This window comes from Shigella sonnei (assembly GCF_002950395.1).
Taxonomy (GTDB): domain Bacteria; phylum Pseudomonadota; class Gammaproteobacteria; order Enterobacterales; family Enterobacteriaceae; genus ECMA0423.
Window position 1 is genome coordinate 1785695 of sequence record NZ_CP026802.1, and the last position, 22705, is coordinate 1808399.

At 49.9% G+C, this 22705-nt stretch carries 24 protein-coding genes; 17 read left to right on the forward strand and 7 right to left on the reverse strand.

Going from position 1 to position 22705, the window contains the following annotated elements; genetic code table 11:
• The first annotated feature begins 70 nt into the window (after nt 1-70).
• The 4 genes from C1P89_RS09655 to C1P89_RS09665 all read left to right on the forward strand — a co-directional run bounded on the left by C1P89_RS09655 (nt 71) and on the right by C1P89_RS09665 (nt 1494).
• Nucleotides 71-475, forward strand: a complete 405-nt coding sequence (locus C1P89_RS09655; RefSeq protein WP_000373106.1) for a DUF1398 domain-containing protein — start codon at nt 71-73, stop codon at nt 473-475.
• A gap of 52 nt (nt 476-527) precedes the next feature.
• A complete protein-coding gene (gene ymgL / locus C1P89_RS09660) occupies nt 528-638 on the forward strand; it encodes a protein YmgL (RefSeq protein WP_032143442.1) in 111 nt (36 codons plus the stop codon).
• Nucleotides 639-873: 235 nt separating this feature from the next.
• Entirely contained in the window at nt 874-918 is a 45-nt protein-coding gene (locus tag C1P89_RS25920; protein WP_175057952.1) for a hypothetical protein, read from the forward strand.
• 252 nt (nt 919-1170) lie between these two features.
• Complete coding sequence (locus tag C1P89_RS09665) at nt 1171-1494, forward strand: anti-adapter protein IraM (protein WP_014333996.1); 324 nt, start codon at nt 1171-1173, stop codon at nt 1492-1494.
• Between the two features lie 102 nt (nt 1495-1596).
• Here C1P89_RS09665 and icd read toward each other — a convergent pair whose 3' ends face one another.
• Nucleotides 1597-2847: an NADP-dependent isocitrate dehydrogenase gene (gene icd / locus C1P89_RS09670; protein ID WP_000444488.1), complete on the reverse strand. Its 1251-nt coding sequence runs from the start codon at nt 2845-2847 to the stop codon at nt 1597-1599.
• Between the two features lie 171 nt (nt 2848-3018).
• Here icd and rluE point away from each other — a divergent pair, with 171 nt between their 5' ends.
• The 8 genes from rluE (at nt 3019) to roxA (ending at nt 10850) form a co-directional block, all read left to right on the forward strand.
• A complete protein-coding gene (gene rluE, locus C1P89_RS09675; protein WP_001248692.1) occupies nt 3019-3672 on the forward strand; it encodes a 23S rRNA pseudouridine(2457) synthase RluE in 654 nt (217 codons plus the stop codon).
• A gap of 9 nt (nt 3673-3681) precedes the next feature.
• Nucleotides 3682-4143: a phosphatase NudJ gene (gene nudJ / locus C1P89_RS09680; RefSeq protein ID WP_000476089.1), complete on the forward strand. Its 462-nt coding sequence runs from the start codon at nt 3682-3684 to the stop codon at nt 4141-4143.
• Between the two features lie 53 nt (nt 4144-4196).
• Nucleotides 4197-5303: a tRNA 2-thiouridine(34) synthase MnmA gene (gene mnmA / locus C1P89_RS09685; RefSeq protein ID WP_005142160.1), complete on the forward strand. Its 1107-nt coding sequence runs from the start codon at nt 4197-4199 to the stop codon at nt 5301-5303.
• A gap of 35 nt (nt 5304-5338) precedes the next feature.
• A complete protein-coding gene (hflD, locus tag C1P89_RS09690) occupies nt 5339-5980 on the forward strand; it encodes a high frequency lysogenization protein HflD (RefSeq protein ID WP_001297479.1) in 642 nt (213 codons plus the stop codon).
• A gap of 3 nt (nt 5981-5983) precedes the next feature.
• On the forward strand, nt 5984-7354 hold the full coding sequence (gene purB / locus C1P89_RS09695) for an adenylosuccinate lyase (RefSeq protein ID WP_000423729.1): 1371 nt from the start codon (nt 5984-5986) through the stop codon (nt 7352-7354).
• Between the two features lie 167 nt (nt 7355-7521).
• The gene (phoP, locus tag C1P89_RS09700) at nt 7522-8193 is read left to right on the forward strand and encodes a two-component system response regulator PhoP (RefSeq protein WP_001265481.1); all 672 of its coding nucleotides are present in this window, start codon (nt 7522-7524) and stop codon (nt 8191-8193) included.
• Nucleotides 8193-9653: a two-component system sensor histidine kinase PhoQ gene (gene phoQ, locus C1P89_RS09705; protein WP_000735412.1), complete on the forward strand. Its 1461-nt coding sequence runs from the start codon at nt 8193-8195 to the stop codon at nt 9651-9653. Before phoP ends, phoQ begins: the two co-directional genes overlap by 1 nt.
• A gap of 75 nt (nt 9654-9728) precedes the next feature.
• On the forward strand, nt 9729-10850 hold the full coding sequence (gene roxA, locus C1P89_RS09710) for a [50S ribosomal protein L16]-arginine 3-hydroxylase (protein WP_001295435.1): 1122 nt from the start codon (nt 9729-9731) through the stop codon (nt 10848-10850).
• 48 nt (nt 10851-10898) lie between these two features.
• Here the strand turns inward: roxA and pepT are convergent, their stop codons facing one another.
• Nucleotides 10899-12125: a peptidase T gene (gene pepT / locus C1P89_RS09715; protein ID WP_000359446.1), complete on the reverse strand. Its 1227-nt coding sequence runs from the start codon at nt 12123-12125 to the stop codon at nt 10899-10901.
• Between the two features lie 249 nt (nt 12126-12374).
• Between pepT and potA the strand changes: the two genes are divergently transcribed.
• From potA to potD, 4 genes are read left to right on the forward strand one after another with little or no spacing between them, the layout of a single operon-like run.
• Nucleotides 12375-13511, forward strand: coding sequence for a spermidine/putrescine ABC transporter ATP-binding protein PotA (potA, locus tag C1P89_RS09720; protein ID WP_000531601.1), 1137 nt, complete (start codon nt 12375-12377; stop codon nt 13509-13511).
• Nucleotides 13495-14352, forward strand: coding sequence for a spermidine/putrescine ABC transporter permease PotB (gene potB, locus C1P89_RS09725; protein WP_000799401.1), 858 nt, complete (start codon nt 13495-13497; stop codon nt 14350-14352). Before potA ends, potB begins: the two co-directional genes overlap by 17 nt.
• The gene (gene potC, locus C1P89_RS09730) at nt 14349-15143 is read left to right on the forward strand and encodes a spermidine/putrescine ABC transporter permease PotC (protein ID WP_000580316.1); all 795 of its coding nucleotides are present in this window, start codon (nt 14349-14351) and stop codon (nt 15141-15143) included. Before potB ends, potC begins: the two co-directional genes overlap by 4 nt.
• Nucleotides 15140-16186 (forward strand): spermidine/putrescine ABC transporter substrate-binding protein PotD, encoded by a 1047-nt coding sequence (gene potD, locus C1P89_RS09735; RefSeq protein WP_000759301.1) that lies wholly within the window; start codon nt 15140-15142, stop codon nt 16184-16186. Before potC ends, potD begins: the two co-directional genes overlap by 4 nt.
• Before the next feature lie 155 nt (nt 16187-16341).
• Here the strand turns inward: potD and cobB are convergent, their stop codons facing one another.
• The 5 genes from cobB to lolC are packed head-to-tail and all read right to left on the reverse strand — an operon-like array spanning nt 16342 to nt 21256.
• Nucleotides 16342-17163 carry a Sir2 family NAD+-dependent deacetylase gene (gene cobB / locus C1P89_RS09740; protein WP_000952736.1) on the reverse strand — a complete coding sequence of 274 codons (822 nt, stop codon included), beginning with the start codon at nt 17161-17163 and terminating at the stop codon, nt 16342-16344.
• Nucleotides 17164-17178: 15 nt separating this feature from the next.
• The gene (gene nagK, locus C1P89_RS09745) at nt 17179-18090 is read right to left on the reverse strand and encodes an N-acetylglucosamine kinase (RefSeq protein ID WP_000291281.1); all 912 of its coding nucleotides are present in this window, start codon (nt 18088-18090) and stop codon (nt 17179-17181) included.
• A 28-nt stretch (nt 18091-18118) separates the two neighbouring features.
• Nucleotides 18119-19363 carry a lipoprotein-releasing ABC transporter permease subunit LolE gene (gene lolE, locus C1P89_RS09750; RefSeq protein ID WP_001251395.1) on the reverse strand — a complete coding sequence of 415 codons (1245 nt, stop codon included), beginning with the start codon at nt 19361-19363 and terminating at the stop codon, nt 18119-18121.
• Nucleotides 19363-20064, reverse strand: coding sequence for a lipoprotein-releasing ABC transporter ATP-binding protein LolD (gene lolD / locus C1P89_RS09755; protein WP_001033695.1), 702 nt, complete (start codon nt 20062-20064; stop codon nt 19363-19365). Before lolD ends, lolE begins: the two co-directional genes overlap by 1 nt.
• Nucleotides 20057-21256, reverse strand: a complete 1200-nt coding sequence (gene lolC, locus C1P89_RS09760; RefSeq protein WP_000284714.1) for a lipoprotein-releasing ABC transporter permease subunit LolC — start codon at nt 21254-21256, stop codon at nt 20057-20059. The genes lolD and lolC overlap by 8 nt, the downstream gene beginning before the upstream one ends.
• Before the next feature lie 261 nt (nt 21257-21517).
• On the opposite strand from lolC, the gene C1P89_RS09765 reads away from it, so the two are divergent.
• Complete coding sequence (locus C1P89_RS09765) at nt 21518-22591, forward strand: acyltransferase family protein (protein ID WP_000810295.1); 1074 nt, start codon at nt 21518-21520, stop codon at nt 22589-22591.
• The last annotated feature ends 114 nt before the right edge of the window (nt 22592-22705 follow it).

Below are 22705 nucleotides of genomic sequence, written 5' to 3' on the forward strand. Positions count from 1 at the left end.
CCAGATTGAAGTGGTAAAACCGATCGTGCACACTACGCAGTCTCACAACTAACAAGAGGTTATTATCCTGATGGATCAGGTCGTTGTTTTTCAAAAGATGTTTGAGCAAGTGAGAAAAGAGCAAAACTTCTCCTGGTTTTATTCAGAATTAAAACATCACCGTATTGCACATTACATTTATTATCTGGCTACGGATAACATCAGAATTATTACTCACGATGACACGGTTTTGTTATTAAGAGGAACCAGGAACCTGTTAAAAGTTAGTACGACCAAGAACCCTGCTAAAATAAAAGAGGCCGCATTGCTTCATATTTACGGAAAATCTACATTTCGGGAATACTGTTCAACACTGGCAGGCGCGGGCGTTTTCCGTTGGGTTACTGATGTTAATCATAACAAACGCAGTTACTACGCCATTGATAATACGCTTTTATATATTGAAGATGTAGAAAATAATAAACCATTAATCTAGCTAAAGTTGGATGCTTAAGAAATGCTTCATAATTCAGTAAGGCATTAGCATAATGGGAATAAAAGTACAGAGACTATCCCTATGGATGATAAATACTGTCCTTTTATTGCTACCCATAAATAATCACCAGGCCAATACTATCAAATTGATATTTGAAATGTGATCACTTGACTTTCTATACGTTATTTTATAACGGTTAATATATTTATAAAAACAACGGGTGTGCCATACGCCCGTTTCAATACTTAACGCACATGTGTTTTGGTTTAGTCATCATCCAGTTATATGTATTTTAGCCAGGAACAGGTTAAACCTTTCCTATATAACTCAAAAATTGAAACCTTATTCTCATGTCATGTTTATATTCATTATTATCGTTATATAAAAAGGCAACCATAATGTTTAGCAAATTGGCACCAAGTAGCATAAAGGCTATGTTTTAATTACAGGATGTTCAGTCATTTGAATGTATAACATTATAGCTAAACAAATCTAAAACGAAGTGAATAATTTATTGTTTTCACTAAATCTCATTTTGTTTAACATCCATTGAGATTCCTTGCTTTAAATTTTGTTTTATATAAGCAATCGTTTTAATTAATTTATTTTTTGAAGGGGTAATATACTCATATGCAAAATAAAGAAATGAACATCCAAATGAACTATATTAAATACCGTGGGATAAGACATAACAAATGAAGTGGGTAGTAATTGACACGGTAATTCAACCTACATGCGGCATATCTTTTTCAGCCATATGGGGTGATATGAAAATGATCATCTGGTATCAATCTACTATATTTCTTCCTCCTGGAAGTATATTTACACCGGTTAAGCTTGGTATTATCCTTAAGGAAAAAGAATATCCTATTACTATTTATAACATTGCACCATTCAACAAGAATTTATGGAGTTTACTCAAAAGCAGTCAAGAGTGTCCTCCAGGAGAAAGCAAAATAACAAATAAATGTTTACATAATAGTTGCATTATAAAAATATGCCCATATGGGCTCAAGTAATGGGCTTCATATAAATATGCTCGATATGCTATTAATAATATCCACATAAATAAAACAACGGGCGTGTTATACGCCCGTTTCAATATTTAACTCATGGAGAGATTACATGTTTTCGATGATCGCTTCACCAAACTCTGAACATTTCAGCAGCTTAGCGCCTTCCATCAGACGTTCAAAGTCATAAGTTACGGTTTTCGCGTTGATAGCACCTTCCATACCTTTAACAATTAAATCAGCCGCTTCAGTCCACCCCATATGGCGCAGCATCATCTCAGCGGAGAGGATGATAGAGCCTGGATTTACTTTGTCCTGACCGGCATATTTCGGCGCAGTACCGTGGGTGGCTTCAAACAGGGCGCATTCGTCACCGATGTTTGCGCCAGGGGCGATACCGATACCGCCAACCTGCGCTGCCAGGGCGTCAGAAATGTAGTCACCGTTCAGGTTCATACAGGCGATAACATCATATTCAGCCGGACGCAGCAGGATCTGTTGCAGGAATGCATCAGCAATCACGTCTTTAATGACGATCTCTTTGCCGGTGTTCGGGTTTTTAACTTTCAGCCACGGGCCGCCGTCGATCAGTTCACCGCCAAACTCTTCACGCGCCAGCTGGTAGCCCCAGTCTTTAAACGCGCCTTCGGTGAACTTCATGATGTTGCCTTTGTGCACCAGAGTCACAGAGTCACGATCGTTAGCAATTGCGTATTCGATCGCTGCACGAACCAGACGTTTGGTGCCTTCTTCCGAACACGGCTTAATACCGATACCACAATGTTCCGGGAAGCGAATTTTCTTCACCCCCATCTCTTCACGCAGGAATTTAATCACTTTCTCGGCGTCGGCAGAGTCTGCTTTCCATTCGATACCCGCATAAATGTCTTCCGAGTTTTCACGGAAGATAACCATATCGGTCAGTTCAGGGTGTTTAACCGGGCTTGGAGTGCCCTGATAGTAACGTACCGGACGCAGGCAGATGTAGAGATCCAGTTCCTGGCGCAGGGCAACGTTCAGAGAGCGAATACCGCCACCAACAGGAGTGGTCAGCGGACCTTTAATGGCAACGCGATATTCACGAATCAGATCAAGGGTTTCAGCAGGCAGCCAGACATCCTGACCATAAACCTGTGTGGATTTTTCACCGGTGTAAATTTCCATCCAGGAGATTTTACGCTCGCCTTTATAGGCTTTCTCGACTGCAGCGTCGACCACTTTCAGCATGGCTGGGGTTACATCTACACCGATTCCATCACCTTCAATGTAAGGGATAATCGGATTTTCAGGAACGTTGAGTTTGCCGTTTTGCAGGGTGATCTTCTTGCCTTGTGCCGGAACAACTACTTTACTTTCCATTCACCTCTCCTTCGAGCGCTACTGGTTTGCTCGTCTGCCACCACGTTGCATATGCGTTTGCGTCCTGCGATACGGATGCTTTAGAGCAATTTTTTGTTAATGATTTGTAATTGGCTTGTCAATGCTACCCTATTGTTTGCCGTCATGAAAGATGCGCGTTATTAGGCTATAATGCGGCAATTCATAATCTCTGAAAATACCATGCAAAAAACTTCTTTTAGAAATCACCAGGTTAAGCGATTCAGCTCGCAACGTTCTACTAGGCGTAAACCTGAAAACCAGCCCACGCGTGTGATCCTGTTCAATAAACCCTACGATGTTCTTCCGCAGTTCACCGATGAAGCCGGACGCAAAACATTAAAAGAATTCATCCCGGTTCAGGGCGTTTATGCAGCAGGTCGTCTTGACCGCGATAGCGAAGGGTTACTGGTGCTGACCAATAACGGCGCGTTGCAGGCGCGTTTAACCCAGCCGGGCAAACGCACCGGGAAAATCTATTATGTGCAGGTGGAAGGTATTCCCACACAAGACGCACTTGAAGCCTTGCGCAATGGCGTAACCTTAAATGATGGCCCTACCCTGCCCGCCGGCGCGGAGCTGGTTGACGAACCAGCGTGGTTATGGCCGCGGAATCCACCAATTCGTGAACGCAAAAGTATTCCCACCAGCTGGCTGAAGATCACCTTATATGAAGGACGTAATCGCCAGGTGCGCCGCATGACCGCCCATGTTGGTTTCCCCACGCTGCGACTGATTCGTTATGCGATGGGTGATTACACTTTGGATAACCTTGCCAATGGCGAATGGCGAGAAGCAACAGAATAAGGATGCACAATGTTTAAACCGCACGTTACCGTTGCTTGCGTAGTGCACGCAGAGGGTAAATTTTTAGTCGTTGAAGAGACGATTAATGGTAAAGCGTTATGGAACCAACCTGCCGGGCATCTGGAAGCCGATGAAACCTTAGTGGAAGCTGCCGCCCGTGAGCTATGGGAAGAAACCGGCATCAGCGCGCAACCGCAACACTTTATTCGTATGCATCAGTGGATTGCGCCAGATAAAACGCCGTTTTTGCGTTTCCTCTTTGCCATTGAGCTTGAGCAAATATGCCCGACCCAGCCTCATGACAGCGATATCGACTGCTGTCGTTGGGTCAGCGCCGAAGAAATTTTAAAGGCGTCAAATCTTCGTTCGCCGCTGGTGGCGGAAAGTATCCGTTGTTATCAAAGTGGGCAACGCTATCCGCTGGAGATGATTGGCGATTTTAACTGGCCTTTTACAAAGGGTGTCATCTAAAAGGCTGCGTGATAGAATACGCCGCCTTGAAGTTCAATGTCGTGAGTGATCCAATGTCTGAAACCGCAAAAAAAGTAATCGTCGGCATGTCCGGCGGTGTCGATTCCTCCGTTTCTGCCTGGCTGTTGCAACAACAGGGATATCAGGTTGAAGGCCTGTTTATGAAGAACTGGGAAGAAGACGACGGTGAGGAATATTGCACAGCGGCAGCGGATCTGGCTGATGCCCAGGCTGTCTGCGACAAGCTCGGCATTGAACTGCACACCGTTAACTTTGCTGCCGAGTACTGGGACAATGTCTTCGAACTGTTCCTTGCCGAATATAAAGCCGGTCGCACGCCGAATCCGGATATTCTGTGCAACAAAGAGATCAAATTTAAAGCTTTCCTCGAATTTGCCGCCGAAGATTTAGGTGCCGATTATATCGCTACCGGTCATTACGTACGTCGGGCCGATGTCGATGGCAAGAGCCGCCTGCTGCGTGGTCTGGACAGCAATAAAGACCAGAGCTACTTCCTTTATACGCTCAGCCATGAGCAGATTGCGCAAAGCCTGTTCCCGGTCGGCGAACTGGAAAAACCGCAGGTGCGTAAGATTGCTGAAGATCTTGGTCTGGTCACCGCGAAGAAAAAAGACTCTACCGGCATTTGCTTCATTGGCGAACGTAAATTCCGCGAGTTCCTGGGCCGTTATCTCCCGGGGCAACCGGGCAAAATCATTACCGTCGATGGCGATGAAATTGGTGAGCACCAGGGGCTGATGTATCACACTCTCGGTCAGCGTAAAGGTCTGGGTATCGGTGGCACCAAAGAAGGCACCGAAGAACCTTGGTATGTGGTGGACAAAGACGTCGAAAACAACATTCTGGTTGTCGCTCAGGGCCATGAACACCCGCGGCTGATGTCTGTCGGGTTGATTGCCCAGCAGTTGCACTGGGTCGATCGCGAACCATTCACCGGCACTATGCGTTGCACGGTAAAAACCCGCTATCGCCAGACCGATATCCCTTGCACCGTCAAGGCGCTGGACGATGATCGCATTGAAGTGATTTTCGATGAACCGGTTGCCGCCGTGACGCCGGGCCAGTCTGCCGTCTTCTATAACGGTGAAGTGTGCCTCGGTGGCGGTATTATTGAGCAGCGTCTGCCGCTGCCGGTCTGATTATTATCTTTACTTAAAACAAGGAAGCAGTGAACGTGGCAAAGAATTACTATGACATCACCCTCGCCCTGGCCGGTATTTGTCAGTCGGCACGCCTGGTGCAACAACTCGCTCACCAGGGGCATTGTGATGCCGATGCGCTACACGTCTCACTCAACAGTATTATTGATATGAACCCCAGCTCGACGCTGGCGGTTTTTGGCGGTAGCGAAGCCAACCTGCGCGTCGGGCTGGAAACCCTGCTCGGCGTGCTCAATGCCAGCAGTCGCCAGGGCTTAAACGCCGAATTAACCCGCTACACACTCAGCTTGATGGTGCTTGAGCGCAAACTCTCCTCAGCGAAAGGCGCGCTCGACACTCTGGGCAACCGGATCAACGGCCTGCAACGCCAGCTCGAACACTTCGATTTACAGTCCGAAACGCTGATGAGCGCGATGGCTGCTATCTATGTTGATGTGATCAGCCCGCTTGGCCCACGCATTCAGGTCACCGGTTCCCCTGCTGTACTGCAAAGCCCACAAGTGCAGGCGAAAGTTCGCGCAACCCTGCTGGCAGGCATTCGCGCCGCCGTGCTCTGGCACCAGGTCGGCGGCGGACGTCTGCAACTGATGTTTTCTCGTAATCGCCTGACCACTCAGGCAAAACAAATTCTTGCTCATTTAACCCCGGAGTTGTGATCTATGGAATTATCCTCACTGACCGCCGTTTCCCCTGTCGATGGACGCTACGGCGATAAAGTCAGCGCGCTGCGCGGGATTTTCAGCGAATATGGTTTGCTGAAATTCCGTGTACAAGTTGAAGTACGTTGGCTGCAAAAACTGGCCGCGCACGCAGCGATCAAGGAAGTTCCTGCTTTTGCTGCCGACGCAATCGGTTACCTTGATGCAATTGTCGCCAATTTCAGCGAAGAAGATGCCGCACGCATCAAAACCATCGAGCGTACCACTAACCACGACGTTAAAGCGGTTGAGTATTTCCTGAAAGAAAAAGTGGCGGAGATCCCGGAACTGCACGCGGTTTCTGAATTCATCCACTTTGCCTGTACTTCGGAAGATATCAATAACCTCTCCCACGCATTAATGCTGAAAACCGCGCGTGATGAAGTGATCCTGCCGTACTGGCGTCAACTGATTGATGGCATTAAAGATCTCGCCGTTCAGTACCGCGATATCCCGCTGCTGTCTCGTACCCACGGTCAGCCAGCCACGCCGTCAACCATCGGTAAAGAGATGGCAAACGTCGCCTACCGTATGGAGCGCCAGTACCGCCAGCTTAACCAGGTGGAGATCCTCGGCAAAATCAACGGCGCGGTCGGTAACTATAACGCCCACATCGCCGCTTACCCGGAAGTTGACTGGCATCAGTTCAGCGAAGAGTTCGTCACCTCGCTGGGTATTCAATGGAACCCGTACACTACCCAGATTGAACCGCACGACTACATCGCCGAGCTGTTTGATTGCGTTGCACGCTTCAACACCATTCTGATCGACTTTGATCGTGACGTCTGGGGTTATATCGCCCTTAACCACTTCAAACAGAAAACCATTGCTGGTGAGATTGGTTCTTCCACCATGCCGCATAAAGTTAACCCGATCGACTTCGAGAACTCCGAAGGGAATCTGGGCCTTTCCAACGCGGTATTACAGCATCTGGCAAGCAAACTGCCGGTTTCCCGCTGGCAGCGTGACCTGACCGACTCCACCGTGCTGCGTAACCTCGGCGTGGGTATCGGTTATGCGCTGATTGCGTATCAATCCACCCTGAAAGGCGTGAGCAAACTGGAAGTGAACCGTGACCATCTGCTGGATGAGCTGGATCACAACTGGGAAGTGCTGGCTGAGCCAATCCAGACAGTTATGCGTCGCTATGGCATCGAAAAACCGTACGAGAAGCTGAAAGAGCTGACTCGTGGTAAGCGCGTTGACGCCGAAGGCATGAAGCAGTTTATCGACGGTCTGGCGTTGCCAGAAGAAGAGAAAGCCCGCCTGAAAGCGATGACGCCGGCAAACTACATTGGTCGCGCCATCACCATGGTTGATGAGCTGAAATAAACTCGTATCAGTGCCGGATGGCGATGCTGTCCGGCCTGCTTATTAAGATTATCCGCTTTTTATTTTTTCACTTTACCTCCCCTCCCCGCTGGTTTATTTAATGTTTACCCCCATAACCACATAATCGCGTTACACTATTTTAATAATTAAGACAGGGAGAAATAAAAATGCGCGTACTGGTTGTTGAAGACAATGCGTTGTTACGTCACCACCTTAAAGTTCAGATTCAGGATGCTGGTCATCAGGTCGATGATGCAGAAGATGCCAAAGAAGCCGATTATTATCTCAATGAACATTTACCGGATATTGCGATTGTCGATCTCGGATTGCCAGACGAGGACGGTCTGTCACTGATTCGCCGCTGGCGTAGCAATGATGTTTCACTGCCGATTCTGGTATTAACCGCCCGTGAAAGCTGGCAGGACAAAGTCGAAGTATTAAGTGCTGGTGCTGATGATTACGTGACTAAACCATTTCATATTGAAGAGGTGATGGCGCGAATGCAGGCATTAATGCGGCGTAATAGCGGTCTGGCTTCACAGGTCATTTCGCTACCACCGTTTCAGGTTGATCTCTCTCGCCGTGAATTATCTATTAATGACGAAGTGATCAAACTGACCGCGTTCGAATACACCATTATGGAAACGTTGATACGCAATAATGGCAAAGTGGTGAGCAAAGATTCGTTAATGCTCCAACTCTATCCGGATGCGGAGCTGCGGGAAAGCCATACCATTGATGTACTGATGGGACGTCTGCGCAAAAAAATTCAGGCACAATATCCGCAAGAAGTGATTACTACCGTTCGCGGCCAGGGCTATTTGTTCGAATTGCGCTGATGAAAAAATTACTGCGTCTTTTTTTCCCGCTCTCGCTGCGGGTACGTTTTCTGTTGGCAACGGCTGCGGTAGTACTGGTGCTTTCGCTTGCCTACGGAATGGTCGCGCTGATCGGTTATAGCGTCAGTTTCGATAAAACTACGTTTCGGCTGTTACGTGGCGAGAGCAATCTGTTCTATACCCTTGCGAAGTGGGAAAACAATAAGTTGCATGTCGAGTTACCCGAAAATATCGACAAGCAAAGCCCCACCATGACGCTAATTTATGATGAGAACGGGCAGCTTTTATGGGCGCAACGTGACGTGCCCTGGCTGATGAAGATGATCCAGCCTGACTGGCTGAAATCGAATGGTTTTCATGAAATTGAAGCGGATGTTAACGATACCAGCCTCTTGCTGAGTGGAGATCATTCGATACAGCAACAGTTGCAGGAAGTGCGGGAAGATGATGACGACGCGGAGATGACCCACTCGGTGGCAGTAAACGTCTACCCGGCAACATCGCGGATGCCAAAATTAACCATTGTGGTGGTGGATACCATTCCGGTGGAGCTAAAAAGTTCCTATATGGTCTGGAGCTGGTTTATCTATGTGCTCTCAGCCAATCTGCTGTTAGTGATCCCGCTGCTGTGGGTCGCCGCCTGGTGGAGTTTACGCCCCATCGAAGCCCTGGCAAAAGAAGTCCGCGAACTGGAAGAACATAACCGCGAATTGCTCAATCCAGCCACAACGCGAGAACTGACCAGTCTGGTACGAAACCTGAACCGATTGTTAAAAAGTGAACGCGAACGTTACGACAAATACCGTACGACGCTCACCGACCTGACCCATAGTCTGAAAACGCCACTGGCGGTGCTGCAAAGTACGCTGCGTTCTCTGCGTAGTGAAAAGATGAGCGTCAGTGATGCTGAGCCGGTAATGCTGGAGCAAATCAGCCGCATTTCACAGCAAATTGGCTACTACCTGCATCGTGCCAGTATGCGCGGCGGGACATTGCTCAGCCGCGAGCTGCATCCGGTCGCCCCACTGCTGGACAATCTCACCTCAGCGCTGAACAAAGTGTATCAACGCAAAGGGGTCAATATCTCTCTCGATATTTCGCCAGAGATCAGCTTTGTCGGTGAGCAGAACGATTTTGTCGAGGTGATGGGCAACGTGCTGGATAATGCCTGTAAATATTGCCTCGAGTTTGTCGAAATTTCTGCAAGGCAAACCGACGAGCATCTCTATATTGTGGTCGAGGATGATGGCCCCGGTATTCCATTAAGCAAGCGAGAGGTCATTTTCGACCGTGGTCAACGGGTTGATACTTTACGCCCTGGGCAAGGTGTAGGGCTGGCGGTAGCCCGCGAAATCACCGAGCAATATGAGGGTAAAATCGTCGCCGGAGAGAGCATGCTGGGCGGTGCGCGGATGGAGGTGATTTTTGGTCGCCAGCATTCTGCGCCGAAAGATGAATAAATATGTCCATACTTCACGCATTACGTTAAGCATCCGTTATAATCGGTTGCAGATACCAGCCTGTGGATGCTTAACATGGAATACCAACTCACTCTTAACTGGCCCGATTTTCTTGAACGTCACTGGCAGAAACGCCCGGTGGTGTTAAAACGCGGCTTTAATAATTTTATTGACCCGATCTCTCCAGACGAGTTGGCGGGTCTGGCGATGGAAAGCGAAGTTGACAGTCGACTGGTCAGTCACCAGGATGGCAAATGGCAGGTCAGCCACGGCCCGTTCGAAAGCTACGATCATCTCGGTGAAACCAACTGGTCATTACTGGTACAGGCAGTGAACCACTGGCATGAGCCGACCGCCGCGCTGATGCGACCGTTCCGTGAACTACCGGACTGGCGTATTGATGATCTGATGATTTCTTTTTCTGTACCTGGCGGCGGCGTCGGCCCGCATCTCGATCAGTACGACGTGTTTATCATTCAGGGTACCGGACGTCGTCGCTGGCGAGTGGGCGAAAAGCTGCAAATGAAACAGCACTGCCCACATCCGGATCTGTTACAGGTCGATCCGTTCGAAGCCATCATCGATGAAGAGCTGGAGCCTGGTGATATTCTTTATATTCCGCCAGGATTCCCGCATGAAGGCTACGCGCTGGAAAATGCGATGAACTATTCCGTGGGCTTTCGCGCGCCAAATACGCGGGAACTGATTAGTGGATTTGCCGATTATGTGCTGCAACGTGAACTGGGCGGCAACTACTACAGCGATCCTGATGTTCCACCTCGCGCTCATCCTGCGGATGTTCTGCCTCAAGAGATGGATAAACTGCGTGAGATGATGCTCGAATTGATCAACCAGCCGGAACACTTTAAGCAATGGTTTGGCGAGTTTATATCCCAGTCACGTCATGAACTGGATATCGCGCCGCCAGAACCGCCTTATCAGCCAGATGAAATCTACGATGCGCTGAAACAAGGTGATGTGCTGGTGCGCCTGGGTGGTCTGCGCGTATTGCGCATTGGCGACGACGTGTATGCCAATGGTGAGAAGATCGATTCCCCGCACCGTCCGGCACTGGATGCACTCGCCAGCAACATTGCGCTGACTGCGGAGAATTTTGGCGATGCGCTGGAAGATCCGTCATTCCTCGCGATGCTCGCGGCGCTGGTCAATAGCGGGTATTGGTTCTTCGAAGGGTAAGTTTGGATTTAAGCCGGATGCGGCATCACATGCCGCATCCCTTTTCGCTTACTTCCGTTGCGCCGTTAACTCGGCAATACGGACGATCACCTGCACCGCTTTTTCCATACCTTCCAGAGTCACAAACTCATGCTTACCATGATAGTTGTAACCGCCAGTGAACAAGTTCGGGCACGGTAATCCCATAAACGACAACTGCGCGCCGTCGGTACCACCGCGGATCGGTTTCAGTTCCGGTTCAATATCGCAGTCACGCATCGCCTGCTGGGCGATATCGAGAATATGCGGATGCTCAACCACTTTCTCTCGCATATTGTAGTAACTGTCTTCAATCACCAGTTCAATGTAGCAATCAGGATGTAACCCTTTGCCCACTTTTTTGGCGATCTCCATCATTTTACGTTTACGCGCTTCAAACTGTTTACGGTCGAAATCACGGATGATGTAGTGCATATCGGCCCGTTCAACGGTGCCTTTCATGCTCGCCAGGTGATAGAAACCTTCATAGCCTTCTGTCATTTCCGGGCTTTCATCCGCCGGAACTTCCGCATGAATACGTGCCGCCAGCGACAGCGCATTTACCATCACTCCTTTCGCCGTGCCCGGATGAACATTGTTACCGACAATTTTGATATTGACCGATGCGGCGTTGAAGTTTTCAAACTCCAGTTCGCCTACGCCACCACCGTCAACAGTGTAAGCCCAGCGGGCATCGAAGGCATCAACATCAAAATGTTTCGCCCCTTTGCCCACTTCTTCATCCGGGGTAAAGGCGACGCGAATATCACCATGCGGAATGTTTTTCTGTTGCAATACCGCCAGCGCGGTCATGATTTCTGCAATACCTGCTTTGTCATCGGCACCTAACAAGGTTTTACCATCGGTGGTAATCAACGTCTGACCCAGTAGCTGATGCAGCACCGGGAACATAACCGGTGATAAAACTTCATCGCCGATACCCAGCGCAATATCGCCACCGCGATAGTTTTCAACAATTTGCGGATTAACATTTTTGCCGCTGCAATCCGGTGAGGTATCCACATGAGAAATAAAGCCAATCGCCGGGATATCGCCAGGGACGTTAGCCGGTAACGTCGCCATCAAAGTGCCCTTCTCACTTAAGGTCACATTGATAAGCCCCATTTCTTCGAGCTGCTCTTTCAGCAGATGCAATAACTTCCATTGGCCTTCCGTGCTGGGAACCTGTCTCACCCCTGCTTTTGATTGGGTATCCAGAGATACGTAGTTCAAAAATCGCTCAAGTAGTTTATCCATGTAGTCACCCTCACTTTTTGTGACAACATTATTAAGAAGCAAGAAAAGACAAATATTGCGTCAGGTCACTTTTACCCCTGCAAGCGGGAATATTTATCAGCATTACCTTAATGAATATAAAGCTAAGCCAGTAATTCACAACAAAGATTGGCGATTCAAGCGGTTTGCCGTAGAATTACCGCCCTCATTAAGAGTCACCAAGGTGGTTAACCACAAACCCCGCATCGGTAAGCCATCCGTTGCGTTTACATGGGACAGAGTAAAAAATTGAATAAACAACCGAGTTCGCTTTCACCGCTGGTGCAATTGGCGGGAATTCGCAAATGCTTTGATGGTAAAGAGGTCATTCCCCAGCTGGATCTGACTATCAACAATGGCGAGTTCCTCACGCTGCTTGGCCCTTCTGGCTGCGGTAAAACAACCGTTCTTCGCCTGATTGCAGGTCTGGAAACTGTTGATTCCGGACGCATCATGCTGGATAACGAGGACATCACCCACGTTCCGGCGGAAAACCGCTATGTGAACACTGTTTTCCAAAGCTACGCACTTTTCCCCCACATGACCGTGTTCGAAAATGTGGCCTTTGGGTTGCGCATGCAAAAAACCCCCGCTGCTGAAATTACGCCCCGCGTGATGGAAGCCCTGCGGATGGTGCAACTGGAAACCTTCGCTCAACGTAAACCGCATCAGCTCTCTGGTGGTCAACAGCAACGCGTCGCCATTGCTCGCGCGGTGGTTAACAAGCCTCGTCTGTTGTTGCTGGATGAGTCGCTCTCAGCGCTGGATTACAAACTGCGTAAGCAAATGCAGAACGAGCTGAAAGCGTTACAGCGTAAGCTTGGTATTACCTTCGTCTTTGTCACTCACGATCAGGAAGAAGCGCTCACCATGTCAGACAGGATTGTGGTGATGCGCGAGGGTCGTATTGAGCAAGATGGTACACCGCGCGAAATTTACGAAGAGCCGAAAAACCTGTTTGTTGCCGGCTTCATTGGCGAAATCAATATGTTTAACGCCACTGTCATCGAACGTCTCGACGAGCAGCGCGTACGCGCCAACGTTGAAGGCCGCGAATGTAATATCTACGTTAACTTCGCCGTTGAACCGGGGCAAAAACTGCATGTTCTGCTGCGCCCGGAAGACTTACGTGTTGAAGAGATTAACGACGACAACCACGCTGAAGGGCTGATTGGTTACGTTCGTGAGCGTAACTACAAAGGCATGACGCTGGAGTCGGTTGTTGAACTGGAAAATGGCAAGATGGTGATGGTCAGCGAATTCTTCAATGAAGACGACCCTGACTTTGACCACTCTCTCGACCAAAAAATGGCCATTAATTGGGTAGAAAGCTGGGAGGTCGTACTGGCTGATGAAGAACACAAGTAAGTTCCAGAATGTAGTGATTGTCACTATTGTCGGTTGGCTTGTGTTGTTTGTCTTTCTGCCCAACCTGATGATCATTGGCACCAGCTTTTTGACCCGCGACGACGCCAGTTTCGTCAAAATGGTCTTTACGCTGGATAACTACACGCGTCTGCTCGATCCGCTCTATTTTGAAGTGCTATTGCACTCGCTGAATATGGCGCTGATCGCCACCCTCGCCTGCCTGGTGCTGGGCTACCCGTTTGCCTGGTTTCTGGCGAAGCTGCCACACAAGGTGCGTCCGCTGCTGCTGTTTCTGCTGATTGTTCCCTTCTGGACCAACTCACTGATTCGCATCTACGGGCTGAAAATTTTCCTCAGCACCAAAGGCTATCTCAACGAGTTTTTGCTCTGGCTGGGCGTTATCGACACACCAATTCGTATCATGTTCACGCCCAGTGCGGTGATTATCGGTCTGGTTTACATTCTGCTACCGTTTATGGTGATGCCGCTGTACTCCAGTATCGAAAAACTGGATAAGCCGTTGCTTGAGGCGGCGCGCGATCTCGGTGCCAGCAAGTTACAGACTTTTATCCGTATCATTATTCCACTGACGATGCCGGGAATTATTGCCGGATGTCTGCTGGTGATGCTGCCAGCGATGGGCCTGTTCTATGTATCCGACCTGATGGGCGGTGCGAAAAACCTGCTGATCGGTAACGTCATCAAGGTCCAGTTCCTCAATATTCGTGACTGGCCGTTTGGTGCAGCCACCAGCATTACGCTGACTATCGTAATGGGCCTGATGTTGCTGGTTTACTGGCGCGCTTCTCGTCTGCTGAATAAAAAGGTGGAACTCGAATGATCGGTCGACTGCTTCGCGGCGGTTTTATGACCGCTATCTACGCGTACCTGTATATCCCAATCATTATTTTGATTGTGAACTCCTTTAACAGCTCGCGCTTTGGCATCAACTGGCAGGGTTTTACCACCAAATGGTATAGCCTGCTGATGAACAACGACAGCCTGTTACAGGCAGCGCAGCATTCACTAACAATGGCGGTGTTTTCGGCGACATTTGCTACGCTTATCGGTTCACTGACGGCAGTTGCGCTGTACCGTTATCGCTTTCGTGGTAAGCCGTTCGTTAGCGGAATGCTGTTTGTGGTGATGATGTCACCAGATATCGTGATGGCGATTTCTCTGCTGGTGCTGTTTATGCTGCTGGGTATTCAGCTTGGCTTCTGGTCGCTGCTGTTCTCGCATATCACCTTCTGCCTGCCGTTTGTGGTGGTGACGGTGTATTCGCGCCTGAAAGGTTTTGACGTGCGGATGCTGGAAGCGGCGAAAGATCTCGGTGCCAGTGAATTTACCATTCTGCGAAAAATCATTCTGCCACTGGCAATGCCAGCGGTGGCGGCGGGCTGGGTGTTAAGCTTTACCCTGTCGATGGACGATGTGGTAGTTTCTTCGTTCGTCACCGGACCAAGTTATGAAATTCTGCCGTTAAAAATTTATTCGATGGTCAAAGTCGGCGTATCGCCGGAAGTTAACGCGCTGGCAACCATATTACTGGTGCTGTCGCTGGTGATGGTTATTGCCAGCCAGCTTATTGCTCGTGATAAAACGAAAGGTAACACAGGGGACGTTAAATGAAAAAATGGTCACGCCACCTGCTCGCGGCGGGTGCTCTGGCACTGGGCATGAGCGCCGCTCACGCCGATGACAACAACACGCTGTATTTCTACAACTGGACCGAGTACGTGCCGCCAGGACTGCTTGAACAGTTCACCAAAGAAACCGGTATTAAGGCTATCTATTCGACTTACGAGTCGAACGAAACCATGTACGCCAAGCTGAAAACGTACAAAGACGGTGCCTATGACCTGGTGGTTCCTTCAACCTATTACGTCGATAAAATGCGTAAAGAAGGGATGATCCAGAAGATCGACAAGTCGAAGTTAACGAACTTCAGCAATCTCGATCCAGACATGCTCAACAAGCCGTTTGACCCGAATAACGACTACTCCATTCCGTATATCTGGGGTGCGACGGCGATTGGCGTTAACGGTGATGCGGTGGATCCTAAATCTGTCACCAGTTGGGCAGATCTGTGGAAGCCAGAGTACAAAGGTAGCCTGCTGCTGACCGACGATGCCCGTGAAGTGTTCCAGATGGCGCTGCGCAAACTGGGCTACTCCGGTAACACCACCGATCCGAAAGAGATTGAAGCTGCATATAACGAGCTGAAAAAACTGATGCCAAACGTCGCAGCGTTTAACTCCGATAACCCGGCTAACCCGTACATGGAAGGCGAAGTTAACCTCGGCATGATCTGGAACGGCTCTGCTTTCGTTGCACGCCAGGCGGGTACGCCAATTGACGTGGTGTGGCCGAAAGAAGGCGGCATTTTCTGGATGGACAGCCTGGCGATCCCGGCAAATGCCAAAAACAAAGAAGGCGCGCTGAAATTGATCAACTTCCTGCTGCGCCCGGATGTGGCAAAACAGGTTGCCGAAACTATCGGTTATCCAACGCCAAACCTTGCGGCGCGTAAGCTGTTAAGCCCGGAAGTGGCGAACGATAAAACGCTCTACCCGGATGCTGAAACCATTAAAAATGGTGAATGGCAGAATGACGTTGGCGCAGCCAGCAGCATTTATGAAGAGTATTATCAGAAGCTGAAAGCAGGACGTTAATTCAGCAAACGGGCGGTGGTATTACCGCCCGTTTTTTAGTTAGCAAGGATGTGGCTAATGAGTCAGGACAGTAAAGTTTTATCCCGCTCTTTCGTCGGTATTGTGGTCCCCTTGTAGGCCTGATAAGCGTAGCGCATCAGGCAATGCTTCCTGCTTTATAATCCCTTCAGCAACTTTTCAACAAACTCAGGCACCACCTGGCTTGCCGGGCCGTAATATTTCTCGGCAAATTCATTACCGACCTGACTTGGTTCGAGATTCAGTTCCACGGTGTGCGCGCCATGCAGTTTCGCTTCGTGAACAAACCCAGCCGCCGGATAAACATGCCCGGAAGTACCAATGGCAATGAAAATATCAGCCATCGACAACGCCATATAAATTTCATCCATGCCGAGTGGCATTTCGCCAAACCAAACGACGTGCGGGCGCAAGGGTGCCGGGAACTGGCAACAATGGCATTTATCTTCTGGCGTAACGTCTCCGGTCCAGTCGAGAACCTGACCACTTTGCGAACAACGAACTTTCAGCAATTCCCCATGCATATGAATGACATTGGTATTACCTGCGCGTTCATGCAGGTTGTCTATATTCTGCGTTACCAGCAAAAAGCGATCGCCGAGGGCGTCTTGCAGTTTAGCCAGCGCAAGATGCGCGGCGTTAGGCTGAATTTCTGGCTGCTGCAGCTGTCGACGACGGGCGTTATAAAACGCTTGCACCAGTTCAGGATCGCGATCGAAACCTTCCGGCGTTGCCACATCTTCAACCCGATGTTCTTCCCACAGGCCATCTGCGGCGCGAAAGGTACGAATACCTGATTCCGCAGAAATTCCTGCCCCTGTCAGTACGAGTACTCTTGGTTTTTCCATTGCTTCCGGCACCACTTTATCTCTGAAAAAAATACGCTGACGCAAACGCTCGCGCAGGCGGCGTTTATTTTTACGAAAACGACTTAACCGATGACCCCGACGCGACAGCATAGCAACCTCTGTTGTTTAATCGGTTAGATGTAGGAAGGCCGCACCACGCATTCCTCCCGCATCACCGTGGCGCGCGCGTTCAATGCGCGGAACACGAGCTACAGGTAAGAGATGACGAGGCAGCCTGTCCGCCAGTTGCGTTGTGATTGCCGGGAAATTCGATAAGCCACCACCAATGACGACCAGGTCAGAGTCAACGATGGTCAGGATATTTCCCAGACAAACCGCTAATAAATCCAGATAACGCTCAACGTGCGCCCTTGCCTGCTCATCGCCTTGATCATAAAGCGCAATAATTTCGGGAGCCTGCAACGGTTGATGATAATAGTGTTGCCAGAGCCACGCAAAGCCCCGACCTGATAGATAATTTTCGATACAACCAATTTGACCACAGCCGCAGCGGCGTAACGGGAAATCCAGCCCCATCATGGTTAACGCATCAACCGGCAGACGCATATGGCCAAACTCGCCGGTAATGTAGCTTTTACCGGTAATCGGTTTACCGTTGAAAATCAGCCCGCCGCCAACGCCGGTGCCGAGAATTAACCCCATCACCAGTGGATATTGCGTAAATTCATCATCCCAGGCTTCTGAAAGGGCAAAACAGTTGGCATCGTTATCAAGGCGTACATCGCGATCAAGACGTGCGCTCAGGTCGGCACGCAGCGGTTTACCGCTGGCAGCGGGGACATTGGCGGCATACAGCGTACCATCTTCTGTTTCCGGCATTCCCGGAATACCGATGCCAACAGAACCTTTACAGCCAAAACGTTGGTCAGCTTCGGCTACCAGCTCGCATACTGCATCTAAAAATGCGTCATAGCTGTCACGCGGTGTCGGCACCCGCTTTTCCCACTGCAACTGCCGACCGCTATCAAACACGCCAAGCGCAATTTTTGTTCCACCAATATCAAACCCGTAATACATTGCCGCTCCTTGTTTTAATGTACTGCCTTTACTGGCCGCTAAGGACTCGCGCAGGGTCAATATTACTGGCGCGCCGCGCCGGATACCAACTTGCCAAAAGACTCAGCAACAATGCTGTGACCAGTACGTAGAAGACGTCCAGCCAGTGCAATTCCGATGGCAGGAAGTCAATAAAATAGATATCGCTGGAGAGGAACTGATGACCGATCAGCTTTTCAATCCGCTCAATAATCGGGGTAAGTTGCAGTGAAACAACTACGCCGATAATCACACCACACAGGCTACCGAACAGCCCTGCCAGCAATCCATACCAGACAAAGATGGCGCGAATTAAACCATCTTTCGCCCCCAGCGTTCTTAATACTGCGATATCGCCACTCTTGTCTTTCACCGCCATCACTAAGGTGGAGACGATGTTGAAACAGGCCACGCCAATCACCAGTACCATCGCCAGATACATAATGGCGCGGATCATCTGGATATCGCGATACATATAGCCGTAAGTACCAATCCAACTTTTAATATAAACATAGCTGTTGGTCACTTCACCCGCATCGCGTACCAGCTTATTGGCGTTGAAAACATCCGTCATTTTAAGGGCAATACCTGACACGCTGGAACCCATATCAAGATATTGTTGGGCATCCGCCAGCGGGATCATGGCAAAACTGTGATCGAGTTGACCACTCAACTGCAAAATACCGGCAATGTGCAAACGCACACGTTTTGGCTGCATCAGTTTATGCTCGGGATTCGAGTTGGGGATCATGATCGACACCCAATCGCCCTGCTTCACTTTCAGCGCATCCGCCACGCCTTTGCCGATGATAATTTGCTGTTCGCCCGCTTTAAAATTGCGCCAGGCATCCCCCTGAACAAACGAGGGTAATGCGCTCAGACGCTGTTCCTGTTGCGGGTTAACGCCCTTCACCTGAATTGCGCGCAGATTGGTACCACTTTCTACCAGTCCGGTGAAATTGATATACGGCGCAGCGGCGGCAATACCCGGCACTTTTTGCACGTTATCCAGTGCTTCCTGCCAGTTAGTCCATGGCTGATTTACCGCCTCAATTTCACCGTGCGGTACCACAGCAAGAATGCGGTTATTCAGTTCGCGTTCAAAGCCGTTCATCGCGCTTAAGCCGACGATCAATACCGCCACGCCGAGGGCAATGCCAATGGTAGAAATGACAGAGATTAGCGACACCATGCCGCCGCGTCGCCGTCCGCGACTAAAACGCAGGCCAATCAATAACGATAAAGGCATCGCCATTACTCCGCCCCCATCAGGCTCAGTTCCGCCGTCAGACGTCCATCACGCATTTCCAGTTGGCGGCTCATACGTTTCGCCAGTTGCAGGTCGTGAGTAACCACCAGGAAGGCGGTGCCCTGCAAGCGATTCAATTCCCCAAGCAACTGGAAGATGCTGTCGGCGTTACGCGCATCGAGGTTACCGGTAGGCTCATCCGCAAGTACCAGACGCGGATTATTGACCAGCGCACGGGCAATCGCCACACGCTGGCGTTCGCCGCCAGAAAGTTCAGATGGGCGGTGATTCGCACGATGCTCCAGCCCCACCGCTTTTAACATCTCCAGCGCACGGCTGTTGATTTCAGCGGGCTTTTTCTTGCCAATCAGCAGTGGCATAGCCACGTTTTCCAGGGCAGTAAAATCCGGCAGCAGGTGGTGAAACTGATAAATAAAGCCCAGCTTCTGGTTGCGCAGTTCTGCTTTCGCCGCCGAAGACAGTTTGCTCATCGGTTGACCGTTAAAGATCACATCGCCGGAGGTTGGTGTATCCAGCCCGCCCAGCAGGTGCAGCAAGGTACTTTTACCGGAACCAGAGCTACCGACGATCGCCATCATTTCACCTTCGCCGACGCTGAAACTGACATTGTGCAGTACATCGGTTTGCACACTGCCTTCCTGATAGCGTTTGCACAGGTTGTCGCATTGCAACAGGATCTTATTCATAACGTAAAGCCTCAGCGGGTTGAGTGGCGGCAGCGCGCCATGAAGGGTAAAGCGTAGACAGCAGCGCGATAGCCATCGCCACCAGCGCAATAACAATGACCTGTAAAGGTTCGATAGCGACCGGCAGCGCCGCGCCATCAAGCAGGACGCCGATTATCGGCATCAGATTATTTAACTGGCTGGCAAGCAGTGCGCCAAGCGCCGCTCCGAGGATCGCACCGATAATCCCGGCGCTGGCCCCTTGCACCATAAAGACCATCATGATTTGTCGCGGAGTTAAGCCTTGCGTTTGCAGGATCGCGACTTCGCCCTGCTTCTCCATTACCATCAGCCCTAGTGAGGTAATAATGTTAAACGCCGCAACGGCGACAATCAGGCTCAGCAGCAAGCCCATCATATTTTTTTCCATGCGTACGGCCTGGAACAGCTCGCCTTTACGGTCACGCCAGTCCTGCCATTTGCTGCCTTCAGGCAGTTTTTGCTGACTTAAAGAGTCAACTTTCAGCGGCTCATCCAGCCACAAACGCCAGCCGGTAATATTGCCTGCCGGATAACGCATCAGACGCGAGGCATCCTCAATATTCACCAGCATTTCATAGCCATCGACTTCACTGTTGGCGGCGAAAGTGCCAATCACATTGAACAGGCGCTGGCTTGGAATACGCCCCATCGGCGTGAACTGGCTGGCAGATGGTACCATCACGCGGATTTGATCACCGCGATTAACGCCTAGCTGTGAGGCAAGTTGTTCGCCGAGGATGACATTATATTTCCCCGGCTCGAGGTCAGTTTGTTTCACATTGACCAGATACGGCGTAAGTGGATCTTTTTGCGCCGGGTCGATACCGAGCATCACCCCGACCGCCACGCTGCGCGCGCTTTGCAGTACCACATCACCGGTAGTAATAGGTGCGACGCGATTAACGCCGTCCAGTTTGACTGCCGTTTCCGGGAGTTGCTGCGGGTTAAGAGAGCCATGCTCAGAAGAGAGAATTGCCTGTGGCATCAGGCCAAGGATGTTGTTTTGCAGCTCGCGCTCAAAGCCGTTCATCACTGACAATACTGTGACCAGCGCCATCACCCCGAGGGTAATGCCGATGGTAGAAAGCCAGGAGACGAAACGACCGAAGCGATCCGCTGCACGCCCACGCATGTAACGCAGGCCAATAAATAGAGCGACAGGTTGGTACATGAAATCCGTCTGGTTGCTGTAGCAAAGACACGAGTATATAAGCGAAAGCAAGATGGGTAAACGTCTGAACTGTAAGTGATCGTCAGGGCTAATCTGAAAAGCCCCCGTAAATCAATCGGCTAAATTGCCATGTTTTATCATCAATCTTGCCGCCTGATCTTAATCTGAAAAATCATCCAATACAGACAGATACCCATTACACCTCGGGTCATAACCCGCAGGATCAACCGCATGTAAATTAAAAAAGAGCGTGTTGTCCTGATGAAACAAAAAGAGCTATGGATTAACCAGATCAAAGGGTTATGTATTTGTCTGGTGGTGATTTATCACTCGGTCATTACCTTTTATCCGCATATGACCACTTTTCAGCATCCGTTATCGGAAGTCCTGAGCAAATGCTGGATCTATTTCAATCTTTACCTTGCACCCTTTCGTATGCCGGTTTTTTTCTTTATATCCGGCTATTTGATTCGCCGCTATATCGACAGCGTACCGTGGGGAAATTGTCTCGATAAACGGATCTGGAACATCTTCTGGGTGCTGGCGCTTTGGGGCGTGGTGCAGTGGCTGGCGTTAAGTGCGCTGAACCAGTGGCTGGCACCTGAGCGCGATTTAAGCAATGCCTCCAATGCCGCTTATGCCGATTCCACCGGTGAGTTCCTGCACGGGATGATCACCGCCAGCACCAGCTTGTGGTATCTGTATGCGTTAATTGTCTATTTCGTGGTATGTAAAATTTTTAGCCGTCTGGCGCTGCCACTATTCGCCTTGTTTGTACTGCTGAGTGTGGCGGTTAATTTCGTTCCCACGCCGTGGTGGGGAATGAACAGTGTGATCCGCAATTTGCCTTATTACAGCCTTGGCGCATGGTTTGGCGCAACAATAATGACCTGTGTTAAAGAGGTGCCGTTGCGCCGCCATCTGCTGATGGCTTCTTTGCTTACCGTTCTGGCGGTCGGTGCCTGGTTGTTTACTATCTCGCTGCTGTTGTCGCTGGTATCGATTGTGGTGATCATGAAGCTGTTTTATCAGTACGAGCAACGATTCGGTATGCGCTCCACCAGCCTGCTGAATGTGATTGGCTCCAACACCATTGCTATCTACACCACCCATCGCATTCTGGTTGAAATATTCAGCTTAACTCTGCTTGCGCAAATGAACGCAGCACGCTGGTCGCCGCAAGTCGAACTGACACTCCTGCTGGTTTATCCCTTTGTCAGTTTGTTCATCTGTACTGTTGCGGGCTTGCTGGTAAGAAAACTTTCACAGCGTGCATTCAGCGATCTGTTGTTCTCCCCGCCTTCACTGCCCGCTGCCGTCAGTTACTCTCGTTAAACCATCGCCCCAGCCGGGGCGATTCAATTTGCTAAACCATGTCGATTACGGATAATGAACAGCATTGCTTATCAGAGATATGCCCCCATATGTTGAGGCATATCCTAACGAGAA